This is a genomic window from Vibrio crassostreae (genome assembly GCF_041439375.1).
In the GTDB taxonomy this organism is placed as follows: Bacteria; Pseudomonadota; Gammaproteobacteria; order Enterobacterales; family Vibrionaceae; genus Vibrio; species Vibrio crassostreae_D.
Map to the genome: position 1 here is coordinate 1 of NZ_JBGONY010000082.1, position 16401 is coordinate 16401.

13 protein-coding genes are annotated in these 16401 nt (G+C 44.4%); 8 read left to right on the forward strand and 5 right to left on the reverse strand.

The genetic code is table 11. The features are described from left to right. The first annotated feature begins 248 nt into the window (after positions 1 to 248). The 4 genes from ACED45_RS22125 (at position 249) to ACED45_RS22140 (ending at position 6174) form a co-directional block, all read left to right on the forward strand. The gene (locus ACED45_RS22125) at positions 249 to 1721 is read left to right on the forward strand and encodes an aerolysin family beta-barrel pore-forming toxin (protein ID WP_371715022.1); all 1473 of its coding nucleotides are present in this window, start codon (positions 249 to 251) and stop codon (positions 1719 to 1721) included. Positions 1722 to 1908: 187 nt separating this feature from the next. Continuing rightward, positions 1909 to 4203 carry a hypothetical protein gene (locus ACED45_RS22130; protein ID WP_371715023.1) on the forward strand — a complete coding sequence of 765 codons (2295 nt, stop codon included), beginning with the start codon at positions 1909 to 1911 and terminating at the stop codon, positions 4201 to 4203. Then, entirely contained in the window at positions 4193 to 5812 is a 1620-nt protein-coding gene (locus ACED45_RS22135) for a M91 family zinc metallopeptidase (RefSeq protein WP_371715024.1), read from the forward strand. Before ACED45_RS22130 ends, ACED45_RS22135 begins: the two co-directional genes overlap by 11 nt. Positions 5813 to 5991: 179 nt before the next feature. After that, a complete protein-coding gene (locus ACED45_RS22140) occupies positions 5992 to 6174 on the forward strand; it encodes a hypothetical protein (protein WP_285954099.1) in 183 nt (60 codons plus the stop codon). Between the two features lie 242 nt (positions 6175 to 6416). On the opposite strand, the gene ACED45_RS22145 is transcribed toward ACED45_RS22140, so the two are convergent. Continuing rightward, a complete protein-coding gene (locus ACED45_RS22145) occupies positions 6417 to 6938 on the reverse strand; it encodes a DUF2058 domain-containing protein (RefSeq protein ID WP_004734880.1) in 522 nt (173 codons plus the stop codon). Positions 6939 to 7339: 401 nt separating this feature from the next. Between ACED45_RS22145 and ACED45_RS22150 the strand changes: the two genes are divergently transcribed. Together ACED45_RS22150 and ACED45_RS22155 are read left to right on the forward strand one after the other, a co-directional pair. Then, positions 7340 to 8674, forward strand: coding sequence for a sphingomyelin phosphodiesterase (locus ACED45_RS22150; RefSeq protein ID WP_371715025.1), 1335 nt, complete (start codon positions 7340 to 7342; stop codon positions 8672 to 8674). Positions 8675 to 8713: 39 nt separating this feature from the next. Then, positions 8714 to 9664 carry a chromosome partitioning protein ParA gene (locus ACED45_RS22155; RefSeq protein WP_371715031.1) on the forward strand — a complete coding sequence of 317 codons (951 nt, stop codon included), beginning with the start codon at positions 8714 to 8716 and terminating at the stop codon, positions 9662 to 9664. Positions 9665 to 9668: 4 nt separating this feature from the next. Here ACED45_RS22155 and ACED45_RS22160 read toward each other — a convergent pair whose 3' ends face one another. Then, complete coding sequence (locus ACED45_RS22160) at positions 9669 to 10703, reverse strand: AraC family transcriptional regulator (RefSeq protein WP_371715026.1); 1035 nt, start codon at positions 10701 to 10703, stop codon at positions 9669 to 9671. Positions 10704 to 10872: 169 nt separating this feature from the next. Here ACED45_RS22160 and ACED45_RS22165 point away from each other — a divergent pair, with 169 nt between their 5' ends. After that, on the forward strand, positions 10873 to 11886 hold the full coding sequence (locus ACED45_RS22165; protein ID WP_371715027.1) for a DUF2804 domain-containing protein: 1014 nt from the start codon (positions 10873 to 10875) through the stop codon (positions 11884 to 11886). An 87-nt stretch (positions 11887 to 11973) separates the two neighbouring features. Continuing rightward, complete coding sequence (locus ACED45_RS22170) at positions 11974 to 12822, forward strand: sterol desaturase family protein (protein ID WP_371715028.1); 849 nt, start codon at positions 11974 to 11976, stop codon at positions 12820 to 12822. A gap of 15 nt (positions 12823 to 12837) precedes the next feature. Here ACED45_RS22170 and ACED45_RS22175 read toward each other — a convergent pair whose 3' ends face one another. From ACED45_RS22175 to ACED45_RS22185, 3 genes are read right to left on the reverse strand one after another with little or no spacing between them, the layout of a single operon-like run. Further along, the gene (locus tag ACED45_RS22175; protein WP_371715029.1) at positions 12838 to 15276 is read right to left on the reverse strand and encodes a carboxypeptidase-like regulatory domain-containing protein; all 2439 of its coding nucleotides are present in this window, start codon (positions 15274 to 15276) and stop codon (positions 12838 to 12840) included. 47 nt (positions 15277 to 15323) lie between these two features. Further along, the gene (locus ACED45_RS22180; RefSeq protein WP_371715030.1) at positions 15324 to 16034 is read right to left on the reverse strand and encodes a fimbrial biogenesis chaperone; all 711 of its coding nucleotides are present in this window, start codon (positions 16032 to 16034) and stop codon (positions 15324 to 15326) included. Continuing rightward, positions 16031 to 16387 carry a DUF4402 domain-containing protein gene (locus tag ACED45_RS22185; RefSeq protein ID WP_371715032.1) on the reverse strand — a complete coding sequence of 119 codons (357 nt, stop codon included), beginning with the start codon at positions 16385 to 16387 and terminating at the stop codon, positions 16031 to 16033. Before ACED45_RS22185 ends, ACED45_RS22180 begins: the two co-directional genes overlap by 4 nt. Positions 16388 to 16401 lie beyond the last annotated feature (14 nt).

Here is a 16401-nt window from a genome sequence, read left to right on the forward strand (position 1 = left end):
ATGGGTTTGGAGCTATTAGATCATATCTGTTAACAAAGTGCGATCCCGCCCTGATCAAACGACAAGTTGATCAGTACAAGCCTCTGATATTTATGAGTATTTATTTTCAATTCATTTCAGTACTTTTGGCTTTGTTTTATATGACAGAGTACACCCCGCTAGAGACCCTCGGCTAAAAATACTTATAAAAACACATATAAATCGCATCTAAAAATAATAGCCAAATATTGGCACCTAGGAATTTATTCATGCTCAACGTCAGTAAAACCATGCTATTTAGCACTGCCCTATCATTAATACCTTTGACGGCTCATTCAAAAATATACTCAGACCAAATTGTCTTAGACAAGCTTGGGGAAGATGTTTGTCGCTCGGACTATCGCCCACTTACTCATACCGAAGCACAAGAACACAAAACAGCGCTAATCTATCGCATGAACGTGTGGGACATAGCAGGCCTTCAAAATGACTGGGGGATCATGGGGTCTGGCTACCACGGGCTCATCAAACAAGGACAACCAAGCGACAATACCTGGTGTTACCCCAATACCCCAGACGCAGGCCTCCCTTACTACGAAGCGCAAGCCATCGAAACGAACAATAACCTTGATGTTCAACGCGCGTTAGTCAGCGACAACACGAACTTTATCAGACCACTGAGTTACTTGGCCCATAACCTGGGTTACGCTTGGGTTGGAGGCGACAACGGGCGTTATGTCGGTCAAGATATGGCAATAAAACCGCTTAACAATGGTTGGGAGATTAAAGGGAATAGCGATAGAAGCTGCACCGGTGATCGCTGTGACGAAAAAACAAAAATCACAATCGACAACTTCTCTTACACGCTCGATGGCAACGCATTTTGGCATGGTTTAATCACAGAACCAAACCAAGAGCTAATCAAAACCGTTTCTGCCTACGCAATAAACGAAAGTAATGAGCCTAAGCAGATCATCGTTGACCTTCAGTTTGAACAATCAACTCGTTGGCAAAAAAACAATAGCTTTGACCTTGCTGATTCGGTGATCATTTCTGATAACTTTAGTTGGCCACAAGTCGGAAAAACGGACGTAAGAGTGTTGCTAGAGAAAGGCCAACGCTTCTCTGAGAGCAATAATGGCTCTCATTCTGAATCGAGTGAACTGCAAGCTATCATTACGGTTCCCGCGAATTCAGTACTGCCCTTTCAAGTCGAGTTCTTACGCTCGACCATCTCTTACCCTTACCGCATAAAAGCCAACATGAGTTATGACGTTAACTTTACTGGCTTCCTTCGCTTTAGCGGCAATGCACTCAGTAATCACCCGACAAATCGTCCAACTGTTTCCCACACCTTCACCATGGGGACTAATAGCGAAGAACAAGCGAACATACGCTATCAATGGGATCACCGTTATATTCCTGGTGAGATGAAATGGTGGGATTGGAGCTGGGCTATCAACACCAATGGATTGAGCAGCATGCAATATGCAGCAGGAGCAAGTTTGCGTCCGTTCTACACTCACGTATCAGGTCAATTCAGTGCTGAATCTCAATATTCAGGCCTGATCGATATCGGTGAAGAACACTCTGTCGACTCATTTGATGCGATGACCGCACTGAACAATCATAAAAACTACTATGTCGGCGATGTTCAGGTGGTAACTGACTTTGATTCTGAAATCCTCGCGCAGCTGGGATATGAAGATGCTCAACTTATGATTAACCCTATACAGCGATAAACAAGCTCACATTTCCCCCTATCTAAGCTCATCACACTGGTGATGAGCTTTTTTGTTGATGACAACCCCAAAGAAAGCCAAAGCACCTATTCGCCACTTATGCCCACACTGATCTCCTTTTTGTCAGTAAAAAGCTAATCGAAAAGTGCTATTCACCTAACCGCGATAAAAAAACTAGTATTTGAATATGACCAAAAAAAACGATTTATGGTGGCTCACAGCTATCGTATATAGTCCTTTATCAGCCGCACTTTGCTTAAGTGACGGAGTTCAAGATACACAATCACTACACACAATAAACAATAATCGGGCCACTTTATGGTCTAAAAATGAGCTTTATGCAGAGCCAGATTTTGGTACTGCGTTAGGCGAACTTGAACACAGTGCGCACGCGCAATCTTTCGCATCAGCATGGCCAAAAACAGAAAAAGTGTTGGCTAATGTCCCGCAGACATTCGAAAGCTCGTTAAGCCAAGAAAGCCTAATAAACCGACTAGGTCAGGCTGGTTCTTCGACGTTGGAAGTCTTAGGGCCAATCGGAGATGCAGTCGCAGTCGGCTTTTGGGTCGACAACATGGTCCAAACATTCTCTCAGGAATCCTCAACTCGGCTCGATAAAGCGGCCTCTATCTTTTCCTTAGTTCCTCTAGTTGGTGATGAGCTAAACCTATTATCGAATGACATTAAGTACTTCGCAGCCAAAGAAAAAATCACCGAATTTGAAAACCAATCACATTACGTGTTTACCAACCACTCCTCAGAATTTTCTCGTTTCCACCACAAAAAAGAGGACGCAATTTCTCTACTTAACAAATACGACAATCACGTATTACACAGTGCCTCAATGTACGTCGACCACCTGCTTCTTGAAGCAGACACCGAATACCGACGACTCACCTCTGCATACGATAGGCAACTTTCTAAGCAAATGGCTCGAATTGATTTAGAACTGTTGAAGTCAATCGGACACCTTTCCCCTGATTCAAATCTAAACCAACCTCTATGCCAAAACGGTCGATCCTCTTTAACAGAGATCGAACGCTGCATTCGCACTGAAGGACCAGCACGCATTGATGATCTGATTAACAACCTGAACGCAGATAACTATCACGCTCTCGCTTTAAATATACATAGCAAAAAAAGAGAACTTGTTGAAATCGCTTTGCGCCGACTATCCACACACAGAGAGAACATAGTTAAACGGCTCATAGAAAGGCCAAAGCCTCACGTGGCATCGATCATTACACAAAGCAAAATCAACCGAAGTATATTGGAATTTCAAGTAAGGCAAAGTGGATTGAGAGAGTATGCGAAAGAAATGTGGGATATCGATTACCTGAGCGAGGAACAACTCAGTACAGCAACTATAGAAGTCCGTCCCGCAAGAACTTGCTGGGGTGTTCCTTCCATTGCCCCAGGCGGTATTCAAGCTTCTCTAGATGCATGTAAAGACTCTGGCCCATTGTATGATACTTACCATCCTAAAAAAGACGCTGAGTTATCCGAGTTGTTGCTAAAAAAGGTAGAATTTAATGTCGAAAAGCATATTGCATCAAGGATTATTAATGGTTGGCCCACTGGCTTGTTTAGAACTCAGCTAATCAACACCGCTAGCGCTTACATATCAGGCCAGTCATCGAATAAACTATTTGAAGAGCTAGTGTCCGAGTTAGCGAACATCCAGATTCTTAGCTACCAAACGCCTTTCAGCGAATACTTAGATAGCAAAGGAATTGACAGCTCTGATCCAAATGTTCGTAAAAGTTGGTATCAGATTAGCCGTTGGTATGAACTACTGCTAACAGAGCGACCGAGCGGCGGAGTGTTAGATCAAATCAAACAATATGAAATTTTTAAACATTTTATTCAACCTCAATTCAAGCTCGCTATTTCAATGTCTTACATCCGCTCTCTCAACTACTCCTTACCGTATCCAAGTGTATACTCTGCAGCAAACCTTAGGTTTTATGCCCCTAAAATGGCAGACATACTCGATGACGTGATGTCGCAGCCAAGCGCTCACTTTGAACGAAACTTTCAAAGCGCTATTGAGAGCATCATTGAAAAGACAATGAAGACGACGAATGCCAACCAACTTCAATATTTATTAGGCGACCTTTCGCTCTATCTACAAATCGCACAACATCAGCAGTCAGAAGTCAATGTATCACCTAACAGCAAGCATCAGCTGTTTAACAGTACGCTTTCAACTCCTCACCTAAACTACCTTTCCAATGAGTATCAAGATGAAATGGAACAGCAGGTAGCTTATGTAGCTTCGCATGCGCTATGGAGCCAGCTAGCGGACATAAAAATAGCGTTGAACGAAGGAAACCTTGAGTCTGCAATTGACCAACTTGGGCAAATCATTAAACAAGAAGAGCTGACTCTGCTTCCACATATCACCCATTTTCTTCTTGTAGAACTCGAAGATTGGATTGAATTACAAATAGCGTTAGAGGAGTCAGTTTATGAAAAATAGTATTATCCTAGCCCTATCAGGGTTTTTAATGCTTGTTAACTCAATAAATACAGACGCAGGAAAAGGGGCAGAATTTGGTCTTTTTTACGATGCTCCGGATGGCGTAAAAGTCATTGCTGGCTACAATTCAGACACCTACGGAAAACTCTATCGCATGTCGAGAAACCTCTATGTACAAACAAAGAGTGACGCCTACCTCTCCGATATGAGCGTATTGATCCGCAAACTGCAGCTATCGCAAACTGGACGAGAAATCTTACGACAAATAGCAACTTACACACCGGTCAATGCGCCGAATGATGGTGTTGCCCCATTAATTGAACACACGATAGGGGTCGATCAGTCTAAAGCTACTATTGTCACTGTGATAAGAGAACCAGAAGGACCAGGAAGACTCTTTGAGACGATACCCTCTATATTTGAAGATCAACAAAAGGCCTCGCTTGCTTGGCAGCGACAATTTAATGGTAAGGGGGTCTCGAATACGGTTTACTTCTCCACCACGGAGATAGTCAATATTCCAGGAACAGAGACACCGTTTGATCAAACCGTCGCATTAGGGCATGAACTCATACACGCGAGAGACTTCTCTTCTGGTGCCGTCCCTCAAGGTAATGCGCCTCTGTCTCACCGACACCCAGACACCAATAAAGCGACAGAGTATGTGATTCCAAATTATGAATATCAGACCACAGGAATTACTCACTACAACAATGCTGAACACGGTCGAGATCCCGTTACGGAAATCAGTAATGCCAGGCAGTCAATCATCAACCTTCGTGAAGAGATGTACTTCCAATGGAAAGCGCTAGGACAAGAAAAACCTAAGGCGTATTTAAAAAATGAAAAGCTCGTGAGTGAATTTCATTTGGCTGACGATTTGGGAAAAGTAAAAAGAAACACCTATTGGCCGAAAGAGCACTACGACTACAAGCCATATACGCTTGAAACAAGACCATCCGCAACACCTCAGCATGCACCGAACTGGGATACTGTAGAAGGGAAAATGGCACATATCGAAGTTAGACAAGCACTAAAGAAATCGTTAAGTGAAGGTAACAAACCTGCGATTGTCATCGTTGATGCTACCGAACAACGCTTATCTCAAAGCTTGCAAAACTCGCCAGCGCTGACACGCAGAGGACTCGGAAACCAAAGTTCAATTCTGAAATACGCTGCTCAAAACGATATTAAAGTGGTCAATATTTATAGCAAGCAGAATGAGACCCCACTTAGCTCCTTAAAGAAACGTAAAAAGAGCCTTCTTTATCGTTCAATTTCAGGCAAACAGACAGACGCAGACCAAGGTTACAGTGATGTTCAATACAGCAAAGACAATCAAAGCACGTTAGTCTCAGCGCTTGAAGAAAATGATGAAGTTTTGGTCATGGCCTACTCCGATGGAAAAGTGACAACTAATGTAATCGATAGCCTATCTGGTGGCATGGATAAACAAGTGGTTGTATCCAGATACGCTAACTTAGATTACCAACCTTCAAACCTTAGTGCGGAAGAAAGTACTGCATGGAAGGCACTTAGCAACAAAGAGAATGTGAAAATGTTAGGTGGAGGTAGCCGCTCTCGCTTCAATATATGTAGCATCCAATAAACAGCATTGTCGAACTCGAAGCACCTTATATCGCTGCTCCTTTCTGTGGCCAAGCACAGCAACAAGTAGCGAGTTTATGACCAATAAACCCGCTACTTGACTTAAAAATTAAATCACAACGAAACAAAAGTTTGAGTTAATGGGGCCGGTTATACACTGGTATTCCATCAGGAGGATCTATGAAACACTGCCCATCTTGTTCAACTGAACTGGTCGCAAGAGACGATGTAAAAATTTGCCCGCGCAATGAAATCGGCGACTGCTATTTTGATGGCTATGAGCAATATCAGCTTGAATATCATCAACTTAAAAACAACCAACAAGACTCAACTTTCGACATCGCAGACATTGTTGCCGATTAGCTGGCCAAAGCCTTAGTAGGTAACCTACTTGCTTACCTACTTACCAGTAAAGCGGTCGTAAGTGAGACACTGGCAATGAATTATTTCTCGAACATAGAGACACGACCGGTTCAGATGAGCCCGTAAATAATTCTATGCAGTTGCCAACATTGAAAAAGCCCCGATGTAAAACACATCGGGGCTTTTAATACTTCTTCAACGCCACAAGTAATTGACGAATTAGAGAGTGGTTTAGTCGAGGGCTACCACATTAGATCATCTGGGATCACGAAGTCTTTGTACGGGTCATCTTCGTCAACTTCATCTGAGCTTGAAGCTTGAGTATCAACGATAGATTCTTCGTCACGCATCGCGATCTTGTTCGCTACCGCAGTAGGAATAACAACATAGCTTTCGCCTTGACGCGCGATACTTAGAATGCCTTTACTTAGTTGCTTTTGAGTCAGATCTTCTACGTAAAGGTATTTAACTAGCGTACCATCGGTGAAGTTGTATTTGATCTCACCGTTCTTCTGTTCGATCTTGTTCATCTCAATCAGTTGCTTCACTTGAGCTTTAATTTCTTTGCTCAACTGCTGTTCTTTCAACTGTTGGTTTAACTCTTTGTCTTTCGCTTGCTGCGCCAGTTTAGTTTCTTCTGCTGCCGCTTTTGCTTCACGAGACTGAACGCGAGACTTTTTAGAGCCCTTCTTCGCCTTCTTTAATTTTTTCTCATTTACCAAGCCAGCTTTAAGCATTTGCTCTTGGAGTGTTAACTTTGCCATGACTTTCCCAGTTCAGGATTAAAAACGACACTATCATACCTGTTTTTGAGGAATCTGTTTACTGAACAATGGCAAAATTTATGCTGATAGAGCAAGGCGGTTAGCGTTTTCCCTTATCGTGATTCACAGCATCCATTTCTGGTTATTTACCGACCTATGATTTCCACGAAAACAACCACTAGTGACTTACCCTTAAACCCAGATCGTTCCTCTATTTTTTAGCGTGCGCGCGTATCACTTATCATTCAGGCAAAGCAATATGTTAATTTTCAATGAGTAATCTAATTTATAAAACCATGGCATATATCTAATATTTGGATAATTCCCATAGAGTTATAACTCCAATGTCACAACTCTTTACTACGTTATTCTTTAAACCAATCAGTAAGGATAACGTGAAAATGAAAACTCAATGGACTTGCCTGAGTGCAATACTTGCATCAGCTTCATTCATTTCAACCTCGGCTATTGCAGATACCGATGTGTACCTGACCAATAACACTAGCCAAGTAATGACGATTCAAACCAATCACACAGGCACCGACCAGCTTCAGTTCGGTGATGAGTGGCAACAGCATGTTGAACAGATTGGCCCTTGGGAGACGAAGAAGCTGATCAGTTTTAATCGCTGGACTGGTGTGAAATCTGGGAAGACCTATGAGTTTGACACTGTGGTATCAAACTCTATTGGAGAAAGCGTCACGCTCAACCAAACCATGAAGGGTCATTGGTACAACTCGACACTGCAACATGGTTTAAGCGCCGCAGACGTCAACCTAACGTTGCATGACGATCGTAATATTCATCGCAGCACAACCGATGCATTCGGGGTTAATGCAGAGCTAGCACTTAAAGCCGATTCTACGGCGCGCTACGATGATATTTATTACACCATCACTCCACCAAAAGTGGATGAGCAACCAGAGCCAGATGCCAATACACTCAAAGTCATGACCTATAACATCTGGGCGCTGCCTGCCATCGCTTCACATATTGGTGACCGCTACGATCTTCTCCCTCAATACGTAAAGGGCTACGACGTGTTGGCGCTTCAAGAGGTGTTTGCCAACGGCAGAGATGAATTCTTGCGTGAGCTTGCGAAAGAGTATCCTTATCAAACTAAAATGCTCGATAAAGATGGGATTAACATATACGACGGTGGTGTGATCATTGTCAGCCGCTATCCTATCGTTAACGAAGCTCAGTATGTTTTCCCTGATTGTACGGGCACAGATTGCTTTGCTGATAAAGGCGTTAACTACGCCGAAGTTATCAAGAATGGTCAGGCTTACCATGTATTCGGTACCCACACGGCATCATTCGATACGGACACCGCTCGTGATTACCGACAGCGCCAATTTAAACAGATGCGTCAGCTTGCTCAATCACTGGAAATACCAACTTCAGAGACGGTTATTTATAGCGGTGACTTCAACGTGAACAAGCTCAAGTTCCCAGATGACTACCAACAGATGTTCGCTAACCTGCAAGCCGATGAGCCGGAGTATTCAGGTTATACCGCTTCAACCTTTGATCCTCGTATCAACAACTTTGCAGGCGAACCTATGTCTGGCGGGGAAAATGTCGAATACTTGGATTACGTAGTGGTGAGTTCGGAGTACGCACAAAAAACTCACAACAATAACCGCGTTGATGTTCCTCGCTCAACTAGCAGTGAATTATGGAAGCACTACAACCTTTCAGACCACTTCCCTGTCAGAGCCGTGATCAAGTAGCGCGGTGAACCCATAATGCATCGAGTTATATTAATCCTAGTGCTCGTCTTAACGGCGAGCATTGTTGGCTATTCGTGGTCATCAAAATCCACTGAAACACCGCTATCTTCTGCTCAACACACAGGACCTAAGCCGCGTGTTTCTGCGACAACTGCTGACGACAGTTCCACGCCAATTGCAACCGCCAGTTCGGGAAATGCAGCATCGCAGAGCAAACCAGCCGAAGCTGTATCATCGGGCGGGGAAACGCATGTTGAAAACTTAAGCAAACTTGAAGGTAAAGCTCTATTCGATGAACTCGATGGGTTCTGGAAGCTTTGCCAACAACGTGATGACTGCACTGAGCAACTAGCACGATTGAAATCAGAATTGCCGAGTATATGGTTTGAGTTACTGAGCGACTATCCGAAGCTATCAGCCGACTGGCAATTAACCCAAAGCACTATCCCTCTTGAATCCATAGAGACTCTTGAAGAGCGTGTTGCCCTATTCAAACAATCTGCACAGCAAGTATGGGGCGAGTTGGCCCACCAGCTATTCGCAGACCAGTTAGCTCATCTGGATTTTACGCTCGACGCAAACACCCTTAAAGAAAACGAAGCGAGCCAGTTTTTGGCCAGCTACCAAGATTTACTTAGTGAATGGCAAAACAATACGGACACGTTAAACACCGAAACACAGCTTCAAAAATATGAATTGGCAGTCTCTTTGATACCCAGCAGCTATAGCCCTGCTGAAATAGTATCAGTCAAAGCCGACCTTCAAGAGGCCTACTTAGATGAAACGCAGGCCAGCAACATTGCCGCGCGAGAACAGCAAGTCGCGCAACAGCAACAAACCGTGATGAGTTATCACGAGCAACTGGATCAGCTCAAAGCGACCTTAGACTTTCAGCGAACCTCAAGTTATGGCACTTGGACTCAACACGATTGGGACAGTTATTATCAGCAGCAAGTATCCGATTTCAGGGAACAGTTTTTTAGCAAGTAACGCTTTAACTTAAACCGTCACGAAACTGCGCGGGCGTCTTATTGAGCCAACCTTTAAACGCCCTTCTGAAATTTGCGGGGTCGCTATAACCGAGCCTTTCACCGATGTCATCGATACTCATGGTTGTGCCGAGTAACAGCTCTTTGGCCAGTTCCACTCGAACTTCGGTAAGCAATATTTGATAACTGGAATCATGGGTCACTAGCTCTCGCCTGAGTGTACGAGAGCTACAGCCAAACTCATCCGCGAGCTGTTCTATAGTCGGGAAGCTGCCTGCGGTTTGATAAAAGATCGTTTTGATCTGGTTAGTCAGTAAATGCTCAGAGTCCAGCGTTTCGACTATCGACTGGCAAGACGAGAGATAACGTTTCAGTGTCGCGGCATCATGAGTCAATAAGGTTTGCGACAGAACCAAGGCATCAAAACGCAGTTCACAATGGCTCTGCTCAAAAACTACAGGGCACTGGAAACGCGCGTCATAGAGCGTGGCGTAATTGGGGCGAGCATAAGGCAATGCTAAAGTGTAGATATCCAACTCATGACCAGTCAGTTCTTTGAACAAAGAGACGATTGAACTCAAGAAATATTCACTGCAGAAAGGCAGGAGTTCGCCCACTTCCAAAGTGTTCTCTATCCGAATCACCGCTTGCTCGGAATCTAGAAGTAATTTAACCGAGAAGATAGGCCCATTCAGGCGCAAATACTTGAAGCCCGACTTGATGGCCTCCCCGACATTTTGACTGGTTGATAGCGCATAACCCAACACACCAAAGTGACTCAAGCTAGCGTGTTCTCCCAGCCAAAGCCCTAAGCCATCGTGAGGAAAGCTTTGATTAGCCGAGCTAAATAACGCAAGTTTATCAGCGTAAGTCAGCTTTCCATTCGGGTCTCGCCAATCCATGTTCGGCAAACCCACATCATTGAGTAGCCTTTCAATATCGATACCTCGTTGCTCTAACGTATTCAACAGCAGCGCGATATCTAATGTACCCAACTGATGCCGATGTCCGGTCGGCTTATACTCCGCGATAATCTCCAATCGTCTCTCCTTATATCGAGCCCATTCCCATAAACATGACTACTCAGCTTCAACAACACTACTGACAAAATCGTGATTGGTAACGCGCTCTTGTCCGAATATGACCTCCCAATTCTACGCTACTCATCGCACAATGGCTTTAGTTGTTAAATTTATGTGAACTATCGCCATGATAAAAACCAACCCAGCCCCACACAGTTTGATTGATTCTAATGGTCAGCCGAGCATTGGACATTTCGATGGCATCCCCAAGCACCTGAACATCGAGAACTTTGACTACCGAAACTCGATGGATTCAAAAGCAGCCCCTTGGCAGAAGCACTTCCACTACAAGCAATTTCAGTTTGTCAGCATCGTCACCGACACGCACATTATTGGTGTCGCTATCGCGGATATTCGTTACTTAGGCTCGGCATTTTGTTATGTCTACGACATCGAGAACAACGATCTGCAAGAGTCATCTTGGTTGAGGCCGTTTGGGGTTGATAAACAAGTTACCGCTTCGCCATTTGAAGGAAAGACAAGCATTGCAGGCCATAGCATCACCTTTAATATTGAAGGTGGGCAATGGCAAGTTCGCTTGAATACCAAACTCATCACGGCCGATATCGCTTTAGAGCCTAAAGCCGACAGCTTGCCCTTAGCGATGTGCAGCCCAACGGGTTATTCAGGTTGGACTTACACCCAAAAACACAATGCTTTGCGCATCAGCGGTGAAATCCAAATCAAAGGAGAATCACTCGTTCTCGAACAAGCTCGTGCTGGTTATGACTTTTCAGCGGGCTACATGAGACGTGAAACCAGTTGGCGCTGGGCAAGCATCAACACGCAATCCAATGGCACAGATATTGGCCTAAACCTCGCGGCGGGCGTGAATGAAACCGGAGGCTGCGAAAACGTGTTATGGGGCAATGGAACCAGACACTTGCTTAACCCGGTACAGTTTACGTTCAGTCGCCAAGACACGAACTTGCCTTGGCAGATAACATCACAAGATGGACGTATAAACCTGACCTTTACGCCCTTAAATAACCGCAGCGAAAAGCTCAATTTATGGCTGTTAAAGAGTAACTTTCGTCAGTTCATTGGTCACTTTTCTGGCTCGATTGAAGACAACAATGGAGTGACACATCAACTTGATGGTGTTCTTGGCCTAACAGAAGATCACTTTGCTCGCTGGTAACGTAATTCTGCTGATTGAATCTCAGGCGAGCAAGTCTAAGTAAACTTGATACTAAGAACGCGTATGGCGTCTCAACAAGGATAAAACATGAATATCGACGCATTAATCAATCACCCAGAATGGCTACTGCTGGTATTAGCACCCTTATTCGTGGTGTGCATGTTGGCTGAGTATTTTATCGGTCAGAAACAAGGTCGACTACCAGATAACTCCAGCTATAAACTTTCAGAGGTGATGTGTAACTTCACGCTTGCGGGGATGCATCAACTCTCCGATTTGCTCACCGGGTTATTGGTCGTGCAGCTGTATCTATGGCTGTTTGGTTGGCGCTTAATGGACATTGAAATGGGCGTGCTGAGTTTTGTAGTATTGATGGTGTTACAAGACTTTTTCTATTATTGGTTCCATAGAGCAAGCCATCGTATTCGCTGGATGTGGGCCGCGCACGTCGCGCACCACAGTTCAGAACAGATGAACTTCAGTACGGCTTTCCGTCAGAGTTTGATGTACCCATTCGCAGGCATGTGGCTATTTTGGGTACCGCTCGTCATCATCGGTTTCGACCCTAAATGGGTCATCTTTGTGGTGCTTCTCAATCTAGGTTTGCAGTTCTTCGTCCATACACAATGGATACGAAGCTTGGGGCCACTTGAATACATCTTTAACACCCCTTCGCATCATCGAGTACATCACGGCAAAAACCCGCAATACATCGATAAGAACTACGCCGGTGTTTTGATCATTTGGGATAAATTGTTTGGTACGTTCGAGCCTGAAATTGAAATCGTGCGTTACGGCGTCACTAAGCCCGTAAACAGTTTTAACCCGATAGTAGTCACCTTTCAAGAATGGAAGGACATATTCAAAGATTTGAGGAACCGAGAGCTAACCACGAAACAGAAAGTGCGATTGATACTGTCGCCTCCATCAGACTAATCAAAGCGATCAGATCTAGTACACCTTATGAAAATCAATGAGGTTGAATGTGAGGTCGCTTACCCAGAAATCGCCGTTCAAGTCGGCACCTTGCACGTATCGCTTGTCGCCCATTTCTAAAGTCACAATGTATTTGCCCGCGATGAGCCCCTCTACCATGTAAAAGCCATCGCTCTCAATCTCGCTCGAATACTCGGTGCCTTTCTGGATATGTTTAAAGTGCAGATAAGCACTGTTTTCTAGATCGCCTTCCACTGTGCCATCGACGCCAAATGACACCACCATTTCGATGTGAGCATGAGTTAGCCCGACTTGCTTAGTGTTTACAAACACAGGGTTTTGAATCGGCGTGAGGTTAAGGTCGAGCGCCCCTTCATCAATATAGATAGGTAGATTCTCTCGAGCTGGAACACTTGAGAATTCAAATCGGCCCTTTGCATCACTGACCGCTCGTTGGTCTAAAATTTGTAGGCTTACGCCTGGTATAGGTTGTTTGTGGTGATCGTAGACAACGCCCGTCAGCTTAGAATGGTTGTATCGATTCCACTCAACAAACTCACCAATGCTTTCATCAAAGTAAGTTTTAGCACCGAATTCGGTTGTCATCTCGACACCGTATCGGTCTTCGGTTCCTTCTAGCTTAAAGAGTAAATAAGGGTTCACTCGAGCTTCTAAAGAGGCGGAAAACGAAACTTCCTGTTTTTGATAGCGAGCCGATACGTTCGTCGTGAGCTCTTGAAAAACCTCCAGAGGATCGAGCAGGCACTCTTTACAGGCATTCCTTAGGGATAATTCTGTTCGTTCATGATGACCAGATCCATCAACAGTTCCAGAAATATTCCACGACGTATCCGAAAAACCGCTTTTAGCCAAACCAATAGTGTGTAGATAGTCTTCTTGATGAGAAGCTTTGATGTATCGATAGTCACCGGCGTATGAGACAAACAGATTACGAGCCACTTTCGAGTTCAACTTGGGTTCAACGCTCAACTCATCTTCATCATCCCTTACCGTCAAAAAGGCCGTTAGATTGGCAAGCGACAGGTTGTATTTGAAAACATCGTACTCCATCGACTCTAAGTCCAATTCATCGGTTTTATTAAGCTCTATCGATGCCGACTGATCACCATTGATCAAAATATCAAACTCCATTGGAAACCGATTGAACTCCGGCAACCAACCGATATGACCCGCGAACCAATGCGCCGGTAAGTATCGTCCTTGAACACCAATCAAGTCTTTGCCATTTTGCCTCATAAAGGCACTACCCACGGTGAAGTAATCGGCAAGCCCATATTCGAGCGACACAGCGCCAGCTCGGTCTGCACCTTCATTGCCCACCACTTGCACGCCCCACTCGTTGCTTGGCAGAAATGCATCTTCTAAACCGGCGACGGTGATCTCTTCTTCCTGCCAGACACCTTTCGATAAGTAGTAGCGAAACTTGATGGTGTCACCGGGGGAGATGTTGTCTTCTTCAACCACGAAACGTCCAAACTCATCAGAGCGATAAGTGGTTTGATAAATGCCATTGACCAAAACATCGATGCTGATATTAGGTTGAGTAGTTCGTTCGAGTTGAAGGTTGCCGAACTCTGTCTGTCGCTTTCGGTTGGTGTAATAGAGCCCATCTTCGAGGGTTTGATTCACGGTAAAGACGCTGCCATCTAATAACACATGGCCGACTTCCAAAGAGCCTTCACCGTCATGAGCTTCTACCGCAACGTTGTAATAAACGATGGGGTTATCTTCTCGTGAATCAATCGACAAGCGAGACAAGGAGTGTTCAGTGCTTAATATGGTGTCTGAAATTGCGTAAACATCACCGCCAGTTTCACTGTCGTGATAAACCGAAGTCGCTAACCGAGTCGCCAAACCCACGGCGGCAACAGGTTCGAAAGCTGGCGTGTTTTCAGCTCGCTTGAGATCCTCGGCCTTCTTACGTGACTCATTTTTCATCTTAGAAATAGCCGCTTCCAACTCAGTCAATGAGCTAAATTCTGGAGAAACGGTGAGCCGGTAATCATCAATATCCCAACGCACTTTAGCCGGGATACAAGCTTGTAAGCTGTACCAGTGGATGTAAGTTTCTGAGTCGATGACTTGATATTTGATCGACTGGATATTGTTGTCATCGCGATAACAAATGGCTTGTTCGGTATCTAAAATGTACGGAGGAGATTCTCTTCCCACATCTTGAGGCAAATACAGTTCGCAATATCCGCTTTCATCACACTGACCATTCATTTCGAGCAGATAAAAAGCGGCATTGGATATCGAAATGAAGGGTTCTTCGTAGTCATCCATCATGACACGATAAAAGCTATCCCCCACTTTCCCGACTCGAACTTCAACATGGGCTGGATAGAGTTCACTCGCCTCACTTTCTGCTTTAGATTGCGAATACGCACCAAAAGGAAACAGTGAAGCGAGCAACAAAAGTCGCCAAACCATGCAATTGAACACTGGCTTTTACAGAGTCAGCGACAATGAAACGAGCATTACAGAACACATTCGTACAGAGGCTGTTCGTTCTGAACCAGTGATATCTTTGAGCCTTTTGGGAAAGGCTTGGTTAATTCAGCATTACGAAGTAGCACCACTTTTTCGCTATACTCGTCTACATTCAATTTCGCAGTAAACTGAAAGTTTCCATCGTTGCGAATCTTGATGCTTTGGTTGTCACACGCAAACTTAACATCTTGCACCTGCTCACCTTTCTGAACATAAACGGGTACATAACTGTTGATGTGAAAGTTCAGTTGAAAGGCTGAACCATCACTGTTGGTTTTACTTGAAGACAACGCAATGTCTGATAGCTCTGCAGCTTTTGCTATTGGGGAAAACCACAAGTAAGCACGATATTCACCATCAGCCATGTCAGCAGGTAAAGCATTCATACGTAAGCGAACCGTGCGTCTTTGATTGGGTTTAAGTTCACGAATTATTGGTGGTGACACTTTAATCCAACTCGCGATATCTTCTGATTGCGCGATATTAGCGTCAGTTCGAACTAAGCCACTCGCCTTTACCGGGCGATAAATCGGTTTTATCTCCAAGCGAATCGGTTGATCTGAATTGTTTTCGACGACGATTTTTTCAGTCACCGAAGTGTCGGCATCCAGTACAAAACGAGTCGGTGCGATAAGTAGCTGAGCATAGGCTTGTGTTGTGAAAATTAAGCCGAGAACACATGAGATAAACAACTTCATTTATAATTAACCTCAAAAGGAATTGTACTGGTGTAAAGGCCTGCTGGGTGGTTAGCGCCGATTTTCACTTTGGCACCAATACACAATAATTTGCTTCTTCCATTCCCTTTGATTTTGGCTCTACCACGCTTTGATAAGCCACAACCAAAATAGAACTTTCTAATACGCAGGCGTTTGGATTTACGAGAATGGTTTAGATATTGCTTGGAAGGGAGAGAAACCACGATTTTTTTACCAGGCTCACCTTCAACATAAAAACGAACCACATAAACCTGACTATTGGATGGGTTTGAATCCGCATTCTGGCCCGACCCCAGGGCGGGATCGCACTTTGTTAACAGATATGATCTAATAGCTCCAAACCCAT